This window comes from Haloferax marinum (assembly GCF_009674625.1).
Classification (GTDB): Archaea; Halobacteriota; Halobacteria; order Halobacteriales; family Haloferacaceae; genus Haloferax; species Haloferax marinum.
The window spans coordinates 430,536-450,559 of the sequence record NZ_WKJQ01000001.1; the positions used below are offsets into that span (position 1 = coordinate 430,536).

The 20,024-nt window shown below is 62.7% G+C and carries 22 protein-coding genes; 13 read left to right on the plus strand and 9 right to left on the minus strand.

What is annotated here, in order from left to right:
- Positions 1 to 7: 7 nt before the first annotated feature.
- Positions 8 to 1,378, plus strand: coding sequence for a geranylgeranyl reductase family protein (locus GJR99_RS02155; protein ID WP_151109034.1), 1,371 nt, complete (start codon positions 8 to 10; stop codon positions 1,376 to 1,378).
- On the opposite strand, the gene GJR99_RS02160 is transcribed toward GJR99_RS02155, so the two are convergent.
- Together GJR99_RS02160 and GJR99_RS02165 are read right to left on the minus strand one after the other, a co-directional pair.
- Positions 1,353 to 2,546: a sensor histidine kinase gene (locus GJR99_RS02160; RefSeq protein WP_151109035.1), complete on the minus strand. Its 1,194-nt coding sequence runs from the start codon at positions 2,544 to 2,546 to the stop codon at positions 1,353 to 1,355. The genes GJR99_RS02155 and GJR99_RS02160 overlap by 26 nt on opposite strands.
- Before the next feature lie 98 nt (positions 2,547 to 2,644).
- Complete coding sequence (locus tag GJR99_RS02165; protein ID WP_151109036.1) at positions 2,645 to 3,928, minus strand: amidohydrolase; 1,284 nt, start codon at positions 3,926 to 3,928, stop codon at positions 2,645 to 2,647.
- A 123-nt stretch (positions 3,929 to 4,051) separates the two neighbouring features.
- Between GJR99_RS02165 and GJR99_RS02170 the strand changes: the two genes are divergently transcribed.
- Both GJR99_RS02170 and GJR99_RS02175 read left to right on the plus strand, forming a co-directional pair.
- Positions 4,052 to 5,602, plus strand: a complete 1,551-nt coding sequence (locus tag GJR99_RS02170; RefSeq protein ID WP_151109037.1) for a Na+/H+ antiporter NhaC family protein — start codon at positions 4,052 to 4,054, stop codon at positions 5,600 to 5,602.
- The gene (locus GJR99_RS02175) at positions 5,599 to 5,862 is read left to right on the plus strand and encodes a DUF7513 family protein (RefSeq protein WP_151109038.1); all 264 of its coding nucleotides are present in this window, start codon (positions 5,599 to 5,601) and stop codon (positions 5,860 to 5,862) included. Before GJR99_RS02170 ends, GJR99_RS02175 begins: the two co-directional genes overlap by 4 nt.
- Positions 5,863 to 5,976: 114 nt before the next feature.
- On the opposite strand, the gene GJR99_RS02180 is transcribed toward GJR99_RS02175, so the two are convergent.
- Positions 5,977 to 6,309: an uS10/mL48 family ribosomal protein gene (locus GJR99_RS02180; protein WP_151109039.1), complete on the minus strand. Its 333-nt coding sequence runs from the start codon at positions 6,307 to 6,309 to the stop codon at positions 5,977 to 5,979.
- Between the two features lie 202 nt (positions 6,310 to 6,511).
- Between GJR99_RS02180 and GJR99_RS02185 the strand changes: the two genes are divergently transcribed.
- Both GJR99_RS02185 and GJR99_RS02190 read left to right on the plus strand, forming a co-directional pair.
- Positions 6,512 to 6,967: a bis(5'-nucleosyl)-tetraphosphatase gene (locus GJR99_RS02185; protein ID WP_151109040.1), complete on the plus strand. Its 456-nt coding sequence runs from the start codon at positions 6,512 to 6,514 to the stop codon at positions 6,965 to 6,967.
- Positions 6,968 to 7,085: 118 nt separating this feature from the next.
- Positions 7,086 to 8,072, plus strand: coding sequence for a DUF5787 family protein (locus GJR99_RS02190; RefSeq protein WP_151109041.1), 987 nt, complete (start codon positions 7,086 to 7,088; stop codon positions 8,070 to 8,072).
- Positions 8,073 to 8,088: 16 nt separating this feature from the next.
- Here GJR99_RS02190 and GJR99_RS02195 read toward each other — a convergent pair whose 3' ends face one another.
- A complete protein-coding gene (locus GJR99_RS02195; protein WP_151109042.1) occupies positions 8,089 to 8,589 on the minus strand; it encodes a DUF5797 family protein in 501 nt (166 codons plus the stop codon).
- Positions 8,590 to 8,690: 101 nt separating this feature from the next.
- On the opposite strand from GJR99_RS02195, the gene GJR99_RS02200 reads away from it, so the two are divergent.
- The 4 genes from GJR99_RS02200 (at position 8,691) to GJR99_RS02215 (ending at position 10,871) form a co-directional block, all read left to right on the plus strand.
- Positions 8,691 to 9,464 carry an enoyl-CoA hydratase/isomerase family protein gene (locus GJR99_RS02200; protein ID WP_151109043.1) on the plus strand — a complete coding sequence of 258 codons (774 nt, stop codon included), beginning with the start codon at positions 8,691 to 8,693 and terminating at the stop codon, positions 9,462 to 9,464.
- A gap of 125 nt (positions 9,465 to 9,589) precedes the next feature.
- Positions 9,590 to 9,847, plus strand: coding sequence for a DUF5789 family protein (locus GJR99_RS02205; RefSeq protein ID WP_151109044.1), 258 nt, complete (start codon positions 9,590 to 9,592; stop codon positions 9,845 to 9,847).
- Positions 9,848 to 9,934: 87 nt separating this feature from the next.
- Positions 9,935 to 10,255 (plus strand): transcription factor S, encoded by a 321-nt coding sequence (locus GJR99_RS02210; RefSeq protein ID WP_151109045.1) that lies wholly within the window; start codon positions 9,935 to 9,937, stop codon positions 10,253 to 10,255.
- Positions 10,256 to 10,295: 40 nt separating this feature from the next.
- Positions 10,296 to 10,871: a DUF6517 family protein gene (locus GJR99_RS02215; RefSeq protein WP_151109046.1), complete on the plus strand. Its 576-nt coding sequence runs from the start codon at positions 10,296 to 10,298 to the stop codon at positions 10,869 to 10,871.
- 56 nt (positions 10,872 to 10,927) lie between these two features.
- Here the strand turns inward: GJR99_RS02215 and GJR99_RS02220 are convergent, their stop codons facing one another.
- The 3 genes from GJR99_RS02220 to GJR99_RS02230 all read right to left on the minus strand — a co-directional run bounded on the left by GJR99_RS02220 (position 10,928) and on the right by GJR99_RS02230 (position 12,781).
- Positions 10,928 to 11,653: a tRNA (adenine-N1)-methyltransferase gene (locus tag GJR99_RS02220; RefSeq protein ID WP_151109047.1), complete on the minus strand. Its 726-nt coding sequence runs from the start codon at positions 11,651 to 11,653 to the stop codon at positions 10,928 to 10,930.
- Positions 11,650 to 12,021 (minus strand): nascent polypeptide-associated complex protein, encoded by a 372-nt coding sequence (locus tag GJR99_RS02225; RefSeq protein WP_151109048.1) that lies wholly within the window; start codon positions 12,019 to 12,021, stop codon positions 11,650 to 11,652. Before GJR99_RS02225 ends, GJR99_RS02220 begins: the two co-directional genes overlap by 4 nt.
- A gap of 91 nt (positions 12,022 to 12,112) precedes the next feature.
- Complete coding sequence (locus tag GJR99_RS02230; RefSeq protein WP_151109049.1) at positions 12,113 to 12,781, minus strand: O-methyltransferase; 669 nt, start codon at positions 12,779 to 12,781, stop codon at positions 12,113 to 12,115.
- 174 nt (positions 12,782 to 12,955) lie between these two features.
- Here GJR99_RS02230 and GJR99_RS02235 point away from each other — a divergent pair, with 174 nt between their 5' ends.
- Positions 12,956 to 14,632: an acyl-CoA mutase large subunit family protein gene (locus GJR99_RS02235; protein WP_151109050.1), complete on the plus strand. Its 1,677-nt coding sequence runs from the start codon at positions 12,956 to 12,958 to the stop codon at positions 14,630 to 14,632.
- A gap of 46 nt (positions 14,633 to 14,678) precedes the next feature.
- Here GJR99_RS02235 and GJR99_RS02240 read toward each other — a convergent pair whose 3' ends face one another.
- On the minus strand, positions 14,679 to 15,011 hold the full coding sequence (locus GJR99_RS02240; RefSeq protein ID WP_151109051.1) for a hypothetical protein: 333 nt from the start codon (positions 15,009 to 15,011) through the stop codon (positions 14,679 to 14,681).
- A 13-nt stretch (positions 15,012 to 15,024) separates the two neighbouring features.
- Positions 15,025 to 15,369 (minus strand): YbjQ family protein, encoded by a 345-nt coding sequence (locus tag GJR99_RS02245; protein ID WP_151109052.1) that lies wholly within the window; start codon positions 15,367 to 15,369, stop codon positions 15,025 to 15,027.
- Positions 15,370 to 15,423: 54 nt separating this feature from the next.
- On the opposite strand from GJR99_RS02245, the gene mce reads away from it, so the two are divergent.
- The 3 genes from mce (at position 15,424) to GJR99_RS02260 (ending at position 19,917) form a co-directional block, all read left to right on the plus strand.
- A complete protein-coding gene (gene mce / locus GJR99_RS02250) occupies positions 15,424 to 15,807 on the plus strand; it encodes a methylmalonyl-CoA epimerase (protein ID WP_151109053.1) in 384 nt (127 codons plus the stop codon).
- Positions 15,808 to 16,008: 201 nt separating this feature from the next.
- Positions 16,009 to 18,165, plus strand: coding sequence for an o-succinylbenzoate--CoA ligase (gene menE / locus GJR99_RS02255; protein WP_151113804.1), 2,157 nt, complete (start codon positions 16,009 to 16,011; stop codon positions 18,163 to 18,165).
- A gap of 90 nt (positions 18,166 to 18,255) precedes the next feature.
- On the plus strand, positions 18,256 to 19,917 hold the full coding sequence (locus tag GJR99_RS02260) for a long-chain fatty acid--CoA ligase (protein WP_151109054.1): 1,662 nt from the start codon (positions 18,256 to 18,258) through the stop codon (positions 19,915 to 19,917).
- Positions 19,918 to 20,024 lie beyond the last annotated feature (107 nt).

Here is a 20,024-nt window from a genome sequence, read left to right on the forward strand (position 1 = left end):
TGATACCATGTCCGCACACGAGTATGATGTGGTGGTCGTCGGCGCAGGTACCTCTGGGTGCTACGCCGCCGCGACTATCGCACGAGATGGCTACGACGTAGCCATCGTCGAGCGAAAGAACGAGGAAGACGCAGGCCACATCGCCTGCGGTGACGCCCTGAAAGGCGCGAACGACTTCCCAGAAGCGATTCCGAAGTCGAAGATAGAACCCGCCTTCACGAACACCGAAGTCGACCACGGTCGGTTCGAGATTCCGCAAGAAGACACCGTCCTCGACATCCCCGTCCCCGGCGAGCTCGCCGTCATCGACCGCTGGGAGTACGGCCGCCTCATCATCGAGGGCGCAGACGAAGCGGGCGTCGAGTTCTACTACGACACCGTCGTCCAGGACGTGCTTCAGGACGACGACGGCACCGTCACGGGCATCACTGGCAAGCGCAAGGGCGAGGACGTCCAGTTCGACGCGACCATCGTCATCGACGGCGCAGGGTCGCTGTCGCTCCTGCAGGACAAGGTGGACTTCTCCGGGTCTACGTTCGACACCAACGTCTCGTACTCTCATTTCTCCTCTGCGTACCGCGAAGTCGTCGAAGTGCAGGAACCCGTCGAGTGGTCCGACGCACTCGTGTTCAAGCCGGCCGATATCGCGGCAGGCTACGTCTGGTACTTCCCCCGGACGGACACCATCATCAACGCCGGGCTCGGCTTCCAGATGACCGAAGAACCGATGAAGCTCGTCGACGACCTGAAGAAGGACCTGCGCAACCGCGAGGAGTTCGAGGGCGCAGAAGTCATCGACAAACTCGGTGCCGCGCTCCCGACGCGCCGACCGTACGACTCTGCGACCGCACCCGGCTACATGGCCGTCGGTGACGCCGCAGCACACGTCAACCCGACGACGGGCGGCGGTATCGCCGGTGCGGCCTACGCTGGTTCGTACGCTGGCGAACAGGCAGTCATCGCCCTCGAAGAAGGCGACGTGAGCGAAGAGATACTCTGGCGGTACAACCAGCGCGTCATGGACCACTTCGGTGGCCGCTACGCCAGCCTCGACGTGTACAACATCCTCTCGACGGCCGTCGACGTCGACGACCTGATGGGTCTCATCGCCTCGCTGCCGGGCGAGAAGCTCGCCGAAGCGCTCTACTCCGGGACGACCTCGTTCGGTCCGCTCCTCCTCGTCCAGACCGCCGCTTCGAGCTTCGGTCACTGGCGACAGATTCTGAACTTCTACCGAGTGAAGCAACTCGCCGACGAACTGCTGACCCACTACGAGCGCTATCCGAGTCGGCCGAGTGCCCTCGCCGGCTGGCAAGACGAGCGGGACCGCATCATGGAAGACATCTACGAACTCACGGGCGCGGATCCGAAGTACTGACCTCGTCGGGACGCGCGACGTCTCGGAACTCGAACCGAACCCCTCCTGACTCTCCGCTCGTCGCAGTGACTGACCAGCCGTGGGCGTCGGCGACGCCCGAGACGATTGCGAGGCCGAGGCCGGTCCCGTCGGGGTCGGTCGTGTAGCCGGATTCGAAGACCCGTTCTTGTTCTTCCGGCGGAATGCCGGGACCGTCGTCTTCGACGAAGAAGCCGTCGTCGAGTGGGCCGACACGAACGTGGACGCCCGACGTACTGTGTTCGACAGCGATGTCGGACGGTGAGTCGTCGTCTACCGGACCGCCTCCGTCGGCGGTCGGTGTGGCTGGCCCGTTCGACGCGCTGCCCACGCCGGAGTCTGCCGCCGAGCGCCCGCTGGTCGAGGCAGAGGCGTGCTCGACTGAATTCCGAAAGAGGTTCTCGAAGACCGCCGTGAGTCGCTCGGGGTCGGCGACGAGTGTCGTGTCCGACTCGACGGTGAGGCCAGCGGCGTCGAGGTCGGTGTTGGCCACGGCGTCCGCGGCGACGCTCGCGAGTCCGACCGGTTCGGTCTCACCCACCGCCTCGCCGGTTCGAGCGAGTTCCAGCACGTCTTGTATGAGCGCCTCCATCCGGTCGTGCGCGTCGGCGACCGTCGAGAGATGTTCGTAGCCGTGTCCCTCACGCGCGAGTTCGAGACGCATCTGAGCGACGTTCAGGGGGTTGCGCAGGTCGTGGCTGACGACGGACGCGAACTGGTCGAGTCGCTCGTTTTGTCGCTCGAGTTTCGCTTCGTGAGCGTCGCGCTGGGCGTTCCATCGAACGGCGCCGACCGTGAGTGCGAGCGCTCCGGCCAACAGCACACCGTCTTCGAAGACGAGTGAGAACAGTTCGGGTTGGGCGACGACTTCGTCGAGCGCGTCGGTCGTGGCGTAGACGCAGACGAGAACCGACCCGGCGTAGAGTGGGCGCCAGACACGTTGGTACTCGCGAATACTGGCGAGGGCAATCGACCCGACGAGTAGAACCGGGACGAGCAAGAGTTCGAAGACGAAGCGCCCCCACGAGGCGTCCGAAGTGCTGGGAAAGACGAGGAACTGGATACTGGCGACTCCGACGACGACCACGAGCACGGCGAGGGTCGGTCGGAGGCCAACGTCCTCTGTCGATTCACTTCGGAGCGGCCCCATCGCTGGCGGCTATGCACGGGGGGGACAAATAAGCGCTGGCGGTTTCCCACCAGCTCAGATTGTTGTCAACTCCACATCAACTCTACAAACCTGCCGACTCAGGGCTGTTCTCCGGCGATACGGTCGATACTTCCAGCGATGACGTCGATGGCGATGCGGATGGTCTCTTCGTCTACGTCGAACGTTCGGGTGTGATGGCCGCCAGGGTGGTCGGTGCCGACGCCGACGTACGCGGCGAGACCGCCGTGGTCTTGAACGTGCTGCATGAGGTAGGTAGCGTCTTCGCTCCCGCCCAGGTCGTCGCTTTCGAGAATCGACTCGACGCCCTCGACACCCGCGCTGACGTCGCCGACGATGGTTTTGAGTGCGTCGTCACTTCGGGCGCTCGGTGCTTTACCTTCGACCGAGATATCGACCGTACAGTCGTGCATCGTGGCGGCCGACTCGATGACCGTGTGGGCGCGTTCTTCCATGTACTCCATGAGTTCGGTCGTCTCCCCGCGAACTTCGCCTTCGATGAACGACTCTTCGGCGACGATGTTCGTGGCCGTGCCGCCACCCATCACACCGACGTTGACGCGGGTCGCACCGTCGGAGTGCCGAGAGATACCGTAGAGGTTCTGGGTGGCCGTCGCCGCGGCGAGGTTGGCGTTGTTCCCTTCTTCTGGCTTCGCACCTGCGTGGGCCGGTGCGCCAGTGAACTCCGCGCGGAAGTGCGAGACTGCGAGGAAGCCATCGACCCCGCAGACGATTTCGCCCGTCGGGTGGTCGAGGCCGACGTGGAGTGCGAGGAGGTAGTCAACGTCGTCGAGGAGGCCGCCTTTCGCGACGGCGTTTCCGCCGGCGATCATCTCTTCGCTCGGTTGGAAGAACAGCTTGAACGTCCCTTCGAAGTCGGATGCGGCGACGGCGTCGAGCACACCGAGCCCGATAGTCGCGTGGGCGTCGTGTCCGCAGGCGTGCATGAACCCCTCGTTCTCGGAACGGAACCCCTCCGACGCAGGCACGTGGTCGTCTTCACCAGATTCCGTGATTGGGAGTGCGTCGATGTCGACGCGCAAGCCGATGGTGGGGCCGTCTCCGCGTTCGAGGACGGCCGCTGCACCGGTGAACCCGCCGGCGAGGCGTTCGAGGATGTCTTCTCGCGCGCCTGCCGCGCGTGCCCGCTCGTACCACTCGTCGAGTGAGTCGTCGTCGGGGACGGCCATCCGTTCGTCTGCTGCGAGTATCTCGGGGCCGACGTAGAGGGCGTCGAGGTCGCGCGTCTCCAGTTCGTCTACGATTCGGGCGGTGGTGTAGAACTCGCGCCAGGCGGGTTCTGGGTGTCGGTGGAGGTCGCGTCGGAACGAAACGAGGTCCTCGAAAGGTGCCTGTCGACTCATGCTCGAAATTCTCCATCGCCGCTGATAAACGCTCGTGACAGCGAAGGAGTAAACTCGAATTTTGGAGAAATCGTTGGAGGCAATTCGTGTATCTTTTATTCTCGACCGAAAGTGACACAGACGATGCCAGAAGAACCGGACATAGAGCTCAGTTTCCGCGGGGGGAGACTCGTCAGTGCGCTCCCTATCGCCCTGTTCATCGCGTGGGCGATTTTCCAGAGCGGTATCCTCGGCATAGGCGATACGACCGGCCTCGTCGCGGGGATGCTGACAGGACTCATCGTGGGAATGCTGTTCGTCCGGGGAGACTGGAAGGACTATGCGGACGTTATCTTTGCAGGCATGACCCGACGTGTGGCCGCGACGGCCGTCGTCGCCTGGCTTTGGGCGGGCATGTTCGCTGAAACCATCCAAGTCGGCGGTTTCGTCGATGGCCTCGTGTGGGCGGCGACCATCCTGAACGTCGGTCCGGGGCTGTTCCCGGCCGTGACGTTCCTCTTGGCCGCGCTCCTCGCGACGGGCATCGGCACTGGTTACGGCACTGCAATTGCCTTCACGAGCCTCGTGTTCCCTGCGGGGCTACTCCTCGGTGCGAATCCTGTACTGTTGTTTGGCGCAATCCTCTCGGGCGCTGTCTTCGGTGACAACCTCGCCCCCGTGAGTGACACGACCATCGTCTCTGCGGTGACGCAGGACGCCGACATCGGTGGCGTCGTCGCGTCCCGTGTGAAGTACGCCGTCGTCGCGGCGGCGCTCGCAATCGCGGCCTACCTCGTCGCCGGATTCGGTATCCCCGGCGTCTGGAGTGGCATGCCGCACGCGGACGTGACTGGACAGGTAGACGCGAGTGTCTCCGCGTGGGGACTCGTCCACCTGCTCGACATCGCGTTGGTCATCGTCCTCGCGATTCGCGGCCGCCACATCATCGAAGCCATCTCGTGGGGCCTGTTCGCGGCGGCGCTGTTCAACGTCGCCCTCGGCGCGGCGGGTCTCGTGGACGTCTCGGTGGGAAGCATGCTCCTGTTCAGTGCGCCAGTGAACGGACTGACGCAGGCAGTCGCGTCCCTGCCGGTCGTCGGCGCGTTCGTCGAGACGGTGCCTGCTGCGCAGGTCGGCGTCGGCGGAAGCATCTACTCCGGTGCGGCGGGCTTCTTCCCGCTCATCGTGCTGACGCTCCTGCTCGTCGCCGGTGCCGAAATCATGCGCGCCGGTGGTGGGTTCGACGCGATTCAGGAACTCCTCATCGACCGCATCGCGACGACGGTTCGCCGCGCAGAGACCACGATGGTCCTCGGGACGGCGCTCGTCAACGCGACGGTCACCATCAACACGGCAGCAGAAATCGCAATCGCGCCCTACATCGCCACGCTCGGCAAGCGCTTCAACATCAACGGCTACCGCCGCGCCAACATCCTCGACGCCAACACCTCGGCGCTCGGCTACATCTTCCCGTGGGGCGGTGGCCTGCTCGCCGGCCTCGGTGCCATGCAGGGACTCGTCGGCGGCGAGGCCACACCGTGGTTCACCCAGCAGATGGTCGTCAACCCGGCGAGCGTCTGGCCGTACGTCTTCCACGGCTGGTTCCTCGTGGGTGTGTTCCTCTTCGCCGCGTGGACTGGCTACGGCCGCGAGTACGTCTCTGACCGCACGAGTGAGGAGGTGAGTCGCGTATGAGCCGACTCGACAAACTCCTCGCAGGCTGGACGTTCCGAACCGCGACGCCCACGTTCGAAGCGGGCGAAGAGATTACGGCGTACGTGACCCACCGCGACGACGACGGCTACTCCGTCCGCATCGGTGACTCGGTGCTCCGCATCGACGACGCCGAGGGACTCGAAATCGAGACGAAGGTTCGAGTGAGAGTGACGTCGTTCGACGACGCCACCTACGAAGGGACCGGCGAAGTCGTCGACGTCCTCGGGACGGACGTCTAACGCGAACGAAACGTACCTCTTTTTCGAACGAACCGGAACGGAAAACGAGAAAACGGCGTCGTCGCGCCAGAACCTACGTCGGCGACGTGGTGTCGGGTGTCGAAAAACAGGTCGTCAGTTTCGACGATGTCCGAGTGGTTTCTTCTGTTCGACTTCTATCTCGACGTGGACGCTGTCCGGGAAATCTTTGTGTCCAACTTCGCGGGCGATGTGGTCTGCGCCGTGAATTTCGAGCCGGCGCGTGTAGACGGTGTAGTTCCACGACGAGAACTCGTCGCCCGGTTGGAGCGAGCGATACTGCGGGACGCTCGTGCGTTTCGGCTGGTCGGCGTGGGGGCCGCGACATTCGGCACCTTTCCGCTCGACGAACTGTTTCAGGTTGCCGACGACTCTATCGAGAACAGCCTTGTCACCGCTTTGAAAGGTGAGTTTTGTGACGAAGGTCATAGCTGGGTACTACCTGTCTCTTGGTTGCTCCGACGGTAAAAGCGCATCTACACAGACTCGGAGAGTCGGCGCATCGTGACGGTGAGACACGTCAGCAGGCGACGAGCGGGGTGAGGCCACACACGGAATCTGCACGAACGACTGTGCCAACGTGGTGCATTCTCCGATACCCTCTTAAAGGGTGGAACATTTATTTCGGGTAATGGCAGTCGAAGCGGTCAGCGCTGGCGCCATCCTCTTCCGCGACACCCGCGGCCGGAGGGAGTATTTACTCCTGAAGAGCCGTCCTGGGGACTGGGAGTTCCCGAAAGGCGGGGTCGAAGGGGACGAGGAGCTCCAGCAAACGGCAATCAGGGAGGTCAAAGAGGAGGCGGGAATCGAAGATTTCCGTCTCATCGACGGCTTCCGCGAAGACTACAGCTACGTCTTCGAAGCGAACGGTACGACTATTCACAAGACGGTTCACCTGTTCATCGCACGCTCGTTCGAGGCGTCCGCGGAGCTCTCGACGGAGCACCGTGACCTCCAGTGGCGCGACTACGAGCAGGCAATCAACACCATCACGCAGGATGGTCCGCGCGAAATCTTCGAGCGTGCCCACGAGTTCCTCGACGAACTCGCGGCGACGAACGAAGGCCAGCACAAGTACCTGAAGTAACGGCAGTCGCCCGCCGCGACTCGGTCGTTCAGGACAGTCGCGAGCGACGCGACTCGCGCCGTCCGAGACGTGTCTCCGGGACCGAAACGTCTTCGGTCCCACACACTGATTCCCGCTCGTGAGCGACACCACCGACCGCGACCCGGAGTTTGCCTTCGAGCTTCGCGTCTGTCGCTGGGCAGAACGCGCGTGGCATCCAGACGGCCCGCGCCCCGCGATAGTCGCTCGACAACTCGGCACGCGGAACCGTCGGTGGGACACCGTCGTAATCGAAGTCGACCCCGACGCGTTCGCCGCGCGACACGCCCTCTCGGCCGACGGGTTCGACTCTGACCTCTTGCGCGTCGTCCGCCACGCTCCCGCGGAGTGGCAGTGGTATCGAGACGCGATTCCAGAACCGGACTTTCCGTGGCGACACGTCGTGCCCGCAGTCCACCGTGCAGCAGGCCGTGGGGTCGTCGAGAAACGCCGCGGGTCACGAAATCGCGTCGAGTACAAACAGGTGGCGCCGTACCCCGACTGGGTCGAGCGAATCGTCGCCATCGAGAACAAACCGAACTTAGACGCCAGCGCCGCCCGCGCACTCGCAGACCAGTTAGAACACGACGTGTCGCGGGCGCTCGCAGACGAGGTGTGGGTCGCGACGGAAGCGACCGGGAGACGAGTCGAACCTGCCTTGCTCGAAGACCTGCCGATGGAAGTCGGCATCCTCGCGGTCGATGGCGACGCTGCCGACGTTCTCTGGCACCCGAGCAAACTCACGCCTGACCCCGCGGACGCCCGGCAGCGACTCGTCCTCGCAGAGCGCGCTTACGACCGCGGGTGGCGGGCGTATCTCGATACGATGCGCCCAGACTGTCGGCACTTCGAACTGAGTCGGCGAGGAATGGCACTCGTCCCTCGGTGTGCGGCCAAGGAGTGTTATCAGAGTCAACGCGAGTGTGCACACTCGTGTACCGACTTCGAACCCGAACCGCCCATATGGCGGACGAACGGATGGCCTATCGAGGGCGGGCCAGGAAAGGGACTGCGGCAGATACTCGAATCACGTCGAGAGCGGGCCCGAAAACGGGTGTTCGAGAAGAGGAGAACGCACGACGACTGAGTGTTCTGCGACGTCGTTAGACCACTTCGACGTCCACTTCGTCGCGTCCGACCGCGAGTTTGAACGTCGGCACCGTCCGGTAGACGACTTCGACGACACCTTTCCGACGGAGACTCTGGAGTGCGCGTCGAACGTCGTCGACGTCCGGGTCGATGTCGAACGACTCGCGGAGTTTGTTGAGGACGCTCACGACGCTCTCGGAACGGTCGTCCGGTCCTGCGACGACTTCGAAGACACGGGCTTCGAGGTCGGGGACGCGGATGACACTCGGAACCGACTCTTCTTCGCCGTCGCTTTCGACGCCGGGTTCGACACCGACGAGTTCCGCCGCTTCGGCCGTCGCGCGGATGAGACTGTTGTCGTCGCGGTAGTAGTAGTCTTTCAGTTCAGATTCGAGATACTGGTGGACCTCACTGCCGCTTTCGAGTTCCCATCGGTTCTGCAACTCTTTGTTCTTCGTCGGTTGGAGGCGGACGATGTCGGCGAGTCGTTCTTTCGCCTCGTCGGAGAGCGTCATATGCGGGTGATTCGACGGGGGACGTATAACGTTGTTCTGGAATCCTCAGCAAAACAGGGCAATCGTTAATTATTATCCCTTCACCACTCGTCGGCTCAGCCATGAGCTGGGAGACACTCCGACTCGACTGGGACGGCGACATCGCGACTATCACTATCGACCGACCTGACCGGATGAACGCACTCAACACAGACACACTGGACGCGCTCGAAGAGGCGCTCGACGAGGCCGAAGCAGAGGGTGCGCGAGTGCTCGTCCTCACCGGTGCGGGTGACAAGTCGTTCATCGCCGGTGCCGACATCAGTTACATGAAAGACATCGGAACGCCCGACGCACAGAAGTACGCCGAGCAGGGCCACCGAATCGCCTCCCGCCTTGAAGAGTTCCCGGCACCGACCATCGCGGCCATCAACGGCTACGCGTTCGGTGGTGGGATGGAGTTCGCACTCGCGTGTGACCTTCGCGTCGCCTCCGAGCGCGCGCTCCTCGGACAGACCGAAATCGACCTCGGAATCATGCCCGGATGGGGTGGCAGCATCCGACTCCCTGCCCTCGTGGGAGACGAACTCGCGCGTCGTCTCATCTTCTTCGGCGAGCGCGTCGATGCGAGCGACGCCCACGAGTACGGTATCGTCGGTGAGGTGGTCGCTCACGACCAACTCGACTCCCACGTCGAAGAACTCGCCGCGGACCTCGCCGCCAAACCACGGCACGCCCTCGCCGCGGCCAAGGCCGCAATCAACATGTCGCACGACGCACCCCGCGACGCAGCACTCGACTTCGAAGCGCGCGTCTGGAGCGGTCTGTTCGGAACGCACGACCAAAAAGAGGGGATGGACGCGTTCATCGACAAGCGCGACCCCGAGTTCGAGTAACCACCGACACACCGGGCCCTCCAGTGGGAGTTGCTCGGCTACGAGTACTGTTGTCGGCAAACGGCGGAGGTTGTGTTAGCACGTGTCCTACAACTGCTAAGTAGCTGTATGTGTAATGAATAATCATGCAGGATTCAATCAAGTTGAGTCGTGTCGAACCCATCCTCCAAGACATCTCCTACCCGACGACGCGACGAGACGCGGCCGACGCGTTCGACGGTGTGACACTTCTGTTTGCAGATGGTAACGCCGACCTTGGTGACGTAATCCGCACGTGCTTCACCGACGAGTTCGTCGATTCTCGGGACCTGTTCTACGAACTAAACAACGCACTCCCCATCGAAGCGCTCGGGGAACCGGGACAGTCCGACGGCGACGCCTGAGCCGGTCTCGCTCCGACGTGCCGACTCCTTCTTTCGAGACGACGTAATCCGGACGCTTAAGTGCCTCAAGCGGTAGGACGTACTATCATGGAGTTCTGCGACGAATGCGGGTCCCTCATGACACCGCAGGACGGTGTCTGGGTCTGTTCGAACGGTCACGAGAAAGACCGCGACAGCGAGAAAGAAAAGACGATGGTCACCACGGAAGGCCAACAGTCGAGCGAAGTCGTCGACATGTCCGACGTGGACGCCGGTGAGATTGGCCCGACGACGAAAGCAATCTGCCCGAGTTGTGGCCACGACGTGGCACGCTACGAGATGAAGCAGATTCGCTCCGCTGACGAGTCCGAGACGCGCTTTTTCACGTGTGTCGAGTGCGACCACAAGTGGCGCGAAGACGACCACTGAGCAGTTCGCCTTTTTCCGTTTTGCGTCCGTACTAAGGGGTATGGCCGACGTGCCGCCCCCACCGACACTCCCCTCCCTCGACGGGTGGGTCCGCGTCGACGAGTCTGTCGACCGTCCGTTCGAACTCGGTTTCATCCACGTCGTCGCACGGACCGTGGTCTACGAGGACGCAACCATCCGAGAGCGTGTCCCCACCGACGCCGATGGCCCGTGGAGGTTTCTCTTCGCGACCCGTCTGGAAATCCGACCGCGAACCCCGCCGTCGAAGTCGCTCACTCGACTCGTCGTGAACGGCGCTGCCTCTGGATTCAAAGACCAACTTACCGAGCGTGGCTTTTCCGACATCCACGAAAACTGGCGTCGCTCGCTCGCAGTCCCCGACGGTGAAGCCGAAGTCATCCACTACGATACGAAGGTGACGTTCGCTGGCGTTCGACTCGCCGCAGACGCGTATCTCTCTATCACCCCCCACGATGGGGAGTATCTGCTACTGGGCGGCGCGTATCCAAAAGAAGTCATCGACAGAGATGGAGCGACGGCCGAAGCACTACGCGACGCACTCGACCCAGAGCGCTTCAGAGAAGAGTTGTTCCGCGTGATTCGGCGCATGGAGTGAGGCGTCTCTCTCGCGCACCGACACGGCGGACACGTCGTGAACCGACGGTCTTTCGGTTACTCGTTGCGGGCGAAGACGAGATAGCCCGTGTGGCCGACGCCTGCGGTCGAGGGACGCGACCCGCGCTCACCGAAGTCCATGTGGCGCTGAATCGTCTCGAACGTCTCGACGTCTGAGAGACCGGCCTCGCGTGCTGCTTCGACCGTCGCTCGGGTCCCTTCGACGAACGGGGAGTAGACGGCGACGTAGCCGCCCGTCACGAGGAGGTCGGGTGCCTCGCGGACGACTTCCGGTGCGTTCTCTGTATCGAGCGTGAGCACGTCGAAACTGCCGTCGTCGAGGTCGTCGAGTTCGTCGGTGATGTCACCGGTCCGAACGTCGACGTGGTCTTCGACACCTGCGAGACGCATGTTCTCGCGGGCGACGTCGGCGAAGTCGGCGTTTCGCTCGAACGTCGTCACGTCGACGCCCATTCGGCCGAGATACGCCGAGAGGACGCCCGTTCCGGTTCCGGCGTCGAGGACGTGTTCGCCTGCGGCGATGCCGGTGTGACCGACGATGAGACCGATGTCGCGCGGCATCATCGGCGCACCAGTTCGCTCGAAGTGGTTGAAGAGGTCCGGCCCGCGGGGTTCGCGGACGAGGAACTCCTCGCCGATGTGGGTTTCGAGCGTCTGGCCTGCTTCGACGTCCGCAGGGACCGTCAGCATCCCGAGGTCGGTGTGTAACTCCTCGCCGGGTGCGCGGAGATACTCTCGGTCGCCGTGGACGAGGAGTATCACTCCAGTCGTGCGATGGCCGCGGCGAGGTCGCCGTCTTCGGCCTCCAGCGCTTCGCGGGCCTCGTCCTTCGAGGCACCGGCGCGCTGTGCGACGATTTCGATGTCGGACTCCGGAATTGCACCGTCGTCGGCGTCCGCGTCTTCCTCGTCGTCTCCAGCGCCGAGTTCACGCGTCTCGGGTTCGCCGACGATTTGGTAGGTCTCCTGGCCCTGCGCGTCCATGCGCGTGACCTGCGCGTCCGAGAAGACGAGTTCCTCGTCGGCCGTCTTGATGACGACTTCCTCGGCGTCGAGCTCGGTGACGTCGATACCCATCTGCTTCATCATCTGCTTCATCTTGCGCGGGTTCATCCCGCCGCCTCCAAACATACCCGAAGGGTCGGGGTGGGTTCTCAAAAGCGTGGCGAACGTCGCTGGCGACGTGTCCACCGAACCGACCGTCCCGATGGTGTGAGTATCCTCACTCGACGCGAGAACTGACGGCGATTCCGTTCCCCACGGGGAGAACGATGGTCTCGTAGCGCGGGTCGGCACGGACTGCGTCGAGGTAGGCCGCGATTCCGCGGGTGTCCGCGTTCGTTCCGTCGAGTGCTGCCGGCGTCTCTTCGCCCCATTCGACGAGTGCCCCGAAGTCGATGGGGCCGCGCATCACGTTGTCGGCGACGACGATACCGCCGACTTCGACCCGGTCGCGCACGATTTCGAACGCCTCGGCGTACCGGTGTTTCTGGTGGTCGAAGAGGACGAGGTCGAACTCGCCGTCGACCGATTCGACGAGTTCGAGCGCGTCGCCTTCGAGGAACGTCGTCCGGTCGGCCAGTCCCGCGCGGTCGAGGAACTCACGCGCCATGTCGAGTTCGTCGGGGTCGTGTTCGGTCAAGAACAACTCGCCGTCGTCTGCCATCCCCTTCGCGAACCACGTCGCGGAGTAGCCGAATCCGGACCCGAATTCGAAGAGCCGGTCTGCGTTCGCCAGTTTCGCCAGAAAGCGCAGGACGCCGCCGGCCTCCGGTCCGATGATAGGAAAGCCGTGTTCGGCGGCGTACGACGCCATCTCGGATTGAATCTCGTCGTGGTCGGGTGCCGTCGCGGCGAGAAACCGCTGTGTCTCTTCGGTCAGGATGTCCATACAGACAGAGGGAGTGCATGAGCGATAAAAACCGGCGACGAGAGCGCGGTCGAGACGGCAGGGCGACGAGCTAGCTGACGAAGCACCCGACGCGCCGACCCGCGTGGGTGGCAAACGTTACCGCCCGACTGAATCCCGCCTACTCTTAAGTTGAGTGGTCTCTCATCTTTGACCATGTTTGACCCCGAGGACCTCGACCAGATTCGGGAGGCGAAAGCTGAGTGGGAGGAAGAGACGCTCTCGCCGACACTCGAACGGTTCGGGGAACGAGCGGACGAGTTCACGACCGACACCGGAGGCAACGTCGTCGAACGACTGTACACACCGGCCGACGTCGACACCGACTACGAGGAAGATATCGGCTTCCCAGGCGAGAAACCGTATACGCGCGGCGTCTACCCGACGATGCACCGCGGACGGCTGTGGACGATGCGGCAGTACGCCGGGTTCGGCACGGCCGCAGAGACGAACGAACGCTTCCGCTATCTCATCGACAACGGCTCGTCTGGCCTCTCGTTGGCGTTCGACTTGCCGACACAGATGGGGTACGATTCCGACGCGATGATGGCCGCCGGTGAAGTCGGGAAGTCAGGCGTCGCCATCGACAGCCTCCACGATATGGAGACGGTGTTCGATGGAATCGACCTCGGCGAGGTCTCGACGTCGATGACAATCAACGCGCCCGCGTCGGTGCTGCTGGCGATGTACGTCGCACTCGGCGACAAACAGGGAGTCCCTCGAGACGAACTCCGTGGGACGATTCAAAACGACATTCTGAAAGAGTACGTCGCACGCAACCTCTACATCTACCCACCAGAACCGTCGATGCGACTTATCACGGACATCTTCGAGTTCTGTGCACAGGAGACGCCGAAGTTCAACACCATCTCGATATCTGGATACCACATCCGCGAGGCAGGTTCGACCGCCGCACAGGAGATTGCGTTCACCCTCGGCGACGGCATCCAGTACGTGCAGGCCGCAGTCGACGCCGGCCTCGACGTGGACGACTTCGCACCCCAACTGTCGTTCTTCTTCAACGCCCACAACAACGTCCTCGAAGAGGTGGCGAAGTTCCGCGCCGCCCGTCGTATGTGGGCGAAGATTATGGAAGACCGCTTCGGGGCGGAGAACCCCAAGTCGATGCAGTTGAAGTTCCACACCCAGACCGGTGGCTCGACGCTCACTGCCCAACAGGTCGAAAACAACGTCGTCCGCGTCGCCTATCAGGCACTCGCGGCCGTCCTCGGCGGCACGCAGTCGCTCCACACCAACGGCAAAGACGAGGCGCTGTCGCTGCCGACAGAGAAGTCGGTCCGGACGGCGCTTCGGACGCAGCAGATTCTCGCACACGAGTCCGGTGCAGCGGACACCATCGACCCACTCGCCGGCAGTTACTACGTCGAAGCGCTGACCGACGAAATCGAAGACGAAGCGTTCGAGATTCTCGACGAAGTAGACGAACGCGGTGGGATGCTCGACGCCATCAAGAACCAGTGGGTCCAACGCGAGATTCAGGACGTCGCCTACGAACGCCAGCGTGAAGTCGAAGAAGGCGAGCGAATCATCGTCGGCGTCAACGAGTATCAGGTGGACGAAGAACCGACCGTCGAAGTCCAAGAAGTCACCGAGGAAGAAGAACAGAAACAGGTCGAATCACTCGAGGCAGTCAAAGACGACCGCGACGCAGAGGCCGTCGAGAATGCGCTCGAAGACGTTCGTGCGGCCGCAAACTCCGACGAGAACCTCATCCCACCCATCGTCGAGGCGGTCAAGGCGTACGCGACTGTCGGCGAGGTCTGCGGCGTCCTCCGCGAAGAGTTCGGTGAACACGACCCCGGAATGGCGTGAGGGGTGGTCACACGCGGCGTGACAACGAGTAACTAATTTTATACGTTCACCCGGCCGAATCACGTCGTAAGCCGAACAGTTCGTGCTGACGAACCCACCGAATTGCGCCACCGACGACTATCGCCTCGAGGTACATCCCCACTGCGAGTGCGGGATAGAACACCGAACCGCCTCGGATACTGAACTCGTTGAACGCGAACGTATCGACGAGCATCGCCACTGCGAGTGCTGGGAAGTCGACGACCCACACTTCCTTTGGAAGGACGCCAGCAAACCCCGCACCCCAGGCGAGGAGGAGGACGACGAACACAGTGACTGTTTCGCGGGCGGTTGCCAGTCGAACCACTGCGTCGGATACTCGGGGCGTCGTGTCGCTCACGGACCGACGGGACTTACTCCCCTGTTGGGGTCGACTCCGACGTCTCTGCGAGTTTGACGGCGGTTCCGTAGGCGAGGATTTCGGCGGCACCCTGTGCAACCTCGGCAGTTACGTACCGAACGCTGACGACGGCGTCTGCACCCATCGACTCGGCGTCTTCTATCATCCGTGCTGTCGCTTCGTCGCGGGAGTCGGCCAAGAGACCGGTGTACGACTTGAGCTCTCCGCCGACGACGTTACGGAGTCCCTGCGTGATGTCTCGACCGACGTTTCGCGCGCGAACCGTATTCCCTCTGACCGTACCGAGTGATTCTGTTATCTCACGACCTGCGACTGTCTCGGTTGTAGTTACTATCATGACAGGATAGACGAATCGACTGGGTTTATCCGTTGTGCCCAGAGAGGTGTTGTCATGCACTTCGATCACATCGGAATTGCCACGTCGGACGCCGCCGGATTGGCCGCGTTGTTCGAAGAGTTGTTCGACGCGCCGGTGGCCCACGAGGAGACGTTCGACGGGATGACCGTCGTGTTCCTCGAACTCGAAGACGGATACTTCGAACTACTCGAACCCCACGAAGGCGGTGCTATCAGTCGGTACCTCGAGAAGAACGGCCCAGGCATCCACCACATCGCGCTCGAGACCGACGACATCGAGGGCGCACTGGAGACGGCCCACGACGCAGGTGTCGACCTCATCGACGAGAAACCGCGTCCGGGTGCGTGGGGTCACGACGTCGCGTTCCTTCACCCGAAATCGACCGGTGGCGTACTCGTGGAGTTTGTCTCCCATTAGTGTCTGCTGCCGCCCTCCACAGTCGAGACAGCCCGGTTCGACTCTCGACCTCGCGTCGGCAGGTCACTTACCAGCAAGAGGTGTTCGATGACCGAACATTCGACAGACGACGACGGCAACACGGCGGGCGACGAGGTCACGGTGACGAACCACGGTGATACGACGAGTGACGGCAGTACGGCGGACGAGGACGCTACGGCGATGAATGGCGACACGGCGGACGAGGTCACGACGAGCGACAGTGATACGGCGGACGAGGCCACGACGGCGACGAACGCGCTCTCGGGAACGATGCGAGACTGGCTCTCGCACCGGGTTGCGACCACGCCCGACCAGCGTGCGCTCATCCACGCACCGACGGGCGATTCGATGACCTTCCGTGAACTCGACACGCTCGTCTCGGAGACTGCCGGCCAACTCGCTGCACTCGGTCTCAGACCGGGCGACCATCTCGGCGTCGTACTCGAACCCGCCATCGAGTACGTTCGTCTCGTCCACGCTGCGAGTCGTCTCGGCGTGACGCTCGTCCCGTGTAGCGAACGACTCACACCGAGCGAACTCGGTCGAAATCTCGAACTCGCAGACGTGACGGCACTCGTCTGCGGGGAGTCCACAGAATCGACGGCCGTCGAAGCCACGACGGACATCCCCGTCGTCTCCGTGGACGAACCCCGATGGGAAGGTGTCATCAACCTCTCGTCTATCGCACCGAAGGCGATCACGCCGGTTCAGTGGGACCTCTCAGATACGATGTTACTCCTGTTCACGTCGGGGACGACGGGGACACCGAAGGCCGTTCGACTCACGATGGGGAACGTCTTGGCGAACGCCGTCGCGTCCTCGTTCAGACTCGGACTCTCACAGGGCGACAGATGGTTGGTCACCCTCTCGTTGCACCATATGGGTGGTATCGGGCCGATTCTCCGCAGTCCACTCTACGGTTCGACTATCGTCCTTCGTGAGGGGTTCGACGCCGGTGGGGCGGCCGACGACATCGGGAAGTACGACGTGACGGGCGTCTCGCTCGTTCCGACGATGCTCAAACGAATGCTCGATAGCCGTGGGACGCTGTCGGACTCACTTCGGGTCGTCCTCCTCGGTGGTGCGCCCGCATCCGAGGAACTCATCGAACGCTGTCGGAACTACTCTGTCCCGGTCTACCCGACCTACGGGATGACCGAGACGGCCTCCCAGATTGCGACAGCGAGGCCTCGAGAGGCGTTTTCGTCTGTCGGAACGGTCGGCCGACCGCTGTTCTTCACTGGCCTGGATATCGTGGACGACGACGGCACGCCCGTCGAACCCGGAAGCGCCGGCGAAATCGTCGTCTCCGGGTTGACAGTCTCTCCTGGGTACTACAGTAATCGCGAGGCGACGGCCGACGCGTTCACCGACGCCGGTCTCCGAACTGGCGATATCGGTTACCGCGACGACGATGGGCTCTTGTACGTCCTCAATCGCACGGACGACCGTATCGTCACCGGTGGCGAAAACGTCGACCCAGGCGAGGTCGTCGAGGTGCTTCGTCAGTATCCTGCCATCGAAGACGCGGTGGTCCTGGGCATCCCCGACCCAGAGTGGGGTGAGCGCGTGAGCGCGCTCGTCGTCTTGAGTGACCCGGACCTCAGACTCGACCGGTCTTCTCTCGACGCGTTCTGTCGTGAGCGACTTGCCGGGTTCAAGATACCACGACTCGTCGAACCGGCAGACGAACTCCCCCGAACGGTCTCGGGAACGATCGACCGAGAAGCGGTTCGCGAACAGTTGGAGGCCGCGTTACCGGTCACGGAAGCGGAACCAACACAGACAGCAGTCGACTCCGACAGCGACGGGACCCCACCTGACGAACCCCCCGTCGTCGACGACGCCGAGAGCGACGACGAACACGATGGCGACAGCGACGCTGAGGGGGACACCGACAGCGACGACGAAGGAGACACCAAGAGCGACGTCGAGGAAGACACCAAGAGTGACGTCGAGGAAGACACCAAGAGCAACGTCGAGGAAGACACCAAGAGCAACGTCGAGGAAGACACCAAGAGCAACGTCGAGGAAGACACCGACAGCGACACCGAGGGAGACGAACTGCCGGACTCGACGCCCGTAGAAGGAACGGGCGAGACAACCGACGAGGTGGCCGAAATCGGTGACGACGGACCGGCAGACGACACCGAAGAACGCCCGGACGACGAGGGTGCCGAGAACCTTGCGTCCGATGGTGAACCGGACGAAGCGACAACTGAAGACGCTCGAGACGACGCTGACGAATTGGACGACGAATTCGAATTCGGCGAACCACCAGTCGAAGAACAAGATGCGGACGTCGACCCCGACGGAGACAGCCCCGACGACGCGTGAACCTCTCGAAGCGTTTTTCGAAAATCAGTAGCCTGCGTCTTGCCGGTACCCGTCCAAACAATCATTAGGTTTTGCCACCGACTGGTTGCTATGGTAGGCGCTACCAATCAGACACTTCGACCGTTTTTGTGGCGTGCAGGCAAACTCTTCCCGGACCGTGAAATCGTCTCCCGAACGGCAGAGGGCATCAAACGGTACACGTATGCCGAGTACGAAGGCCGCGTCGCGCAACTCGCGGGCGCACTCGAAGACGCAGGTATCGGTGACGGTGACCGAGTGGCGACCTTCTGTTGGAACCACGGCCGACACTTCGAGACGTACTTCGGCGTGCCGTCGATGGGTGCGCAACTGCACACCATCAACCCACTCCTCCCCGACCACCACATCCAGTACATCGTCGAAAACGCGGAAGACCGCATCATCTTCGTCGACCCGTCGCTCGCCCCGAAACTCGCCAGCGCGTACGACGAAACGTCGTTCGCCTCGGTCGACCAGTTCGTCGTGATGGCGTCGGAGGTCCCCGACGTCGACCTCGAACCGGTCACCGATTACGAGTCGTTCATCGCGGAGTATCCCGACGAGTACGACTGGCCGGACCTCCCGGAAGACCAACCGGCGGGGATGTGTTACACCTCGGGAACCACCGGCAAGCCGAAAGGTGTCGAGTACTCCCAGCAGATGCTCTGGGCACACACGATGGCGACCCTCCCGCAAGCGGGTCTCGACATCGGCGCGGACGACGTCATCATGCCCGTCGTCCCGATGTTCCACGTCAACGCGTGGGGACTGCCGTTCTCGGCGACTGCCGCCGGCGCGAAACACGTCTACCCCGGCCCCTCTCCGACGCCTGCAGACCTCGCGAAACTCATCGAAGACGAAGGCGTGACGATGACCGCAGGAGTGCCGACCGTCTGGCTTGGCCTCCTCGAATATCTCGACGAGAACGACGCCGACATGTCGTCGCTCGAACGCATCGTCATCGGCGGTGCGGCCGCGCCGAAGTCCGTCATCCGCCGATTCGACGAAGAGTACGACGTGGAAGTCGTCCACGCGTGGGGAATGACCGAGATGTCGCCGGTGGGAACCGTCGCACACCTCAAACCGGGGATGGAAGACGAACTCTCGACGGACGAACAGTACGACAAACGCGGTATGCAAGGCCTCCTCGTCACCGGTCTGGAGATGCGCGTCGTCGGCGACGATGGGGACGAAGTCCCGTGGAACGGCGAGGACTTCGGAGAACTGTGGGTCCGCGGTCCGTGGGTCACGACGGAGTACTTCCAGCGCCCCGACGCGAACGAGACAGACTTCGAGGGCAACTGGCTGAAGACGGGCGACGTGGTGACCGTCGACGAAGACGGCTACGTCAAAATCGTCGACCGGGCGAAAGACGTCATCAAATCCGGTGGTGAGTGGATTTCGTCGGTCGAACTCGAAAACACCATCATGGCCCACGACGGTGTGGCGGAAGCGACAGTCGTCGGTGTCCCACACGAGCGCTGGCAGGAGCGCCCCGTCGCGTTCATCGTCCCGAAGAAAGGAGTTGACCAAGACGAACTCAAGAGCGGAGTCGTCGACCTCGTCCGCTCGGAGTTCCCTAAGTGGTGGACGCCCGACGAAGTCGTCTTCATCGAGGAGGTGCCGAAGACTGCGACCGGGAAGTTCGACAAGAAGGTCCTTCGCGAGGAGTACGACGACGCCTCACTCATCGAAGGGAAGACGCCCGACGAAGACGCACCAGCGGAGAACTGACCCCGGACCACGCCACTTTTCTTCGGCACGCGCTGCCCGCGTGAACCGTCCTGTGTGGTAGTCTGTGCGCTAATCCCGTCCTGTGTGGAAGCCTGTGCGGTAATAAT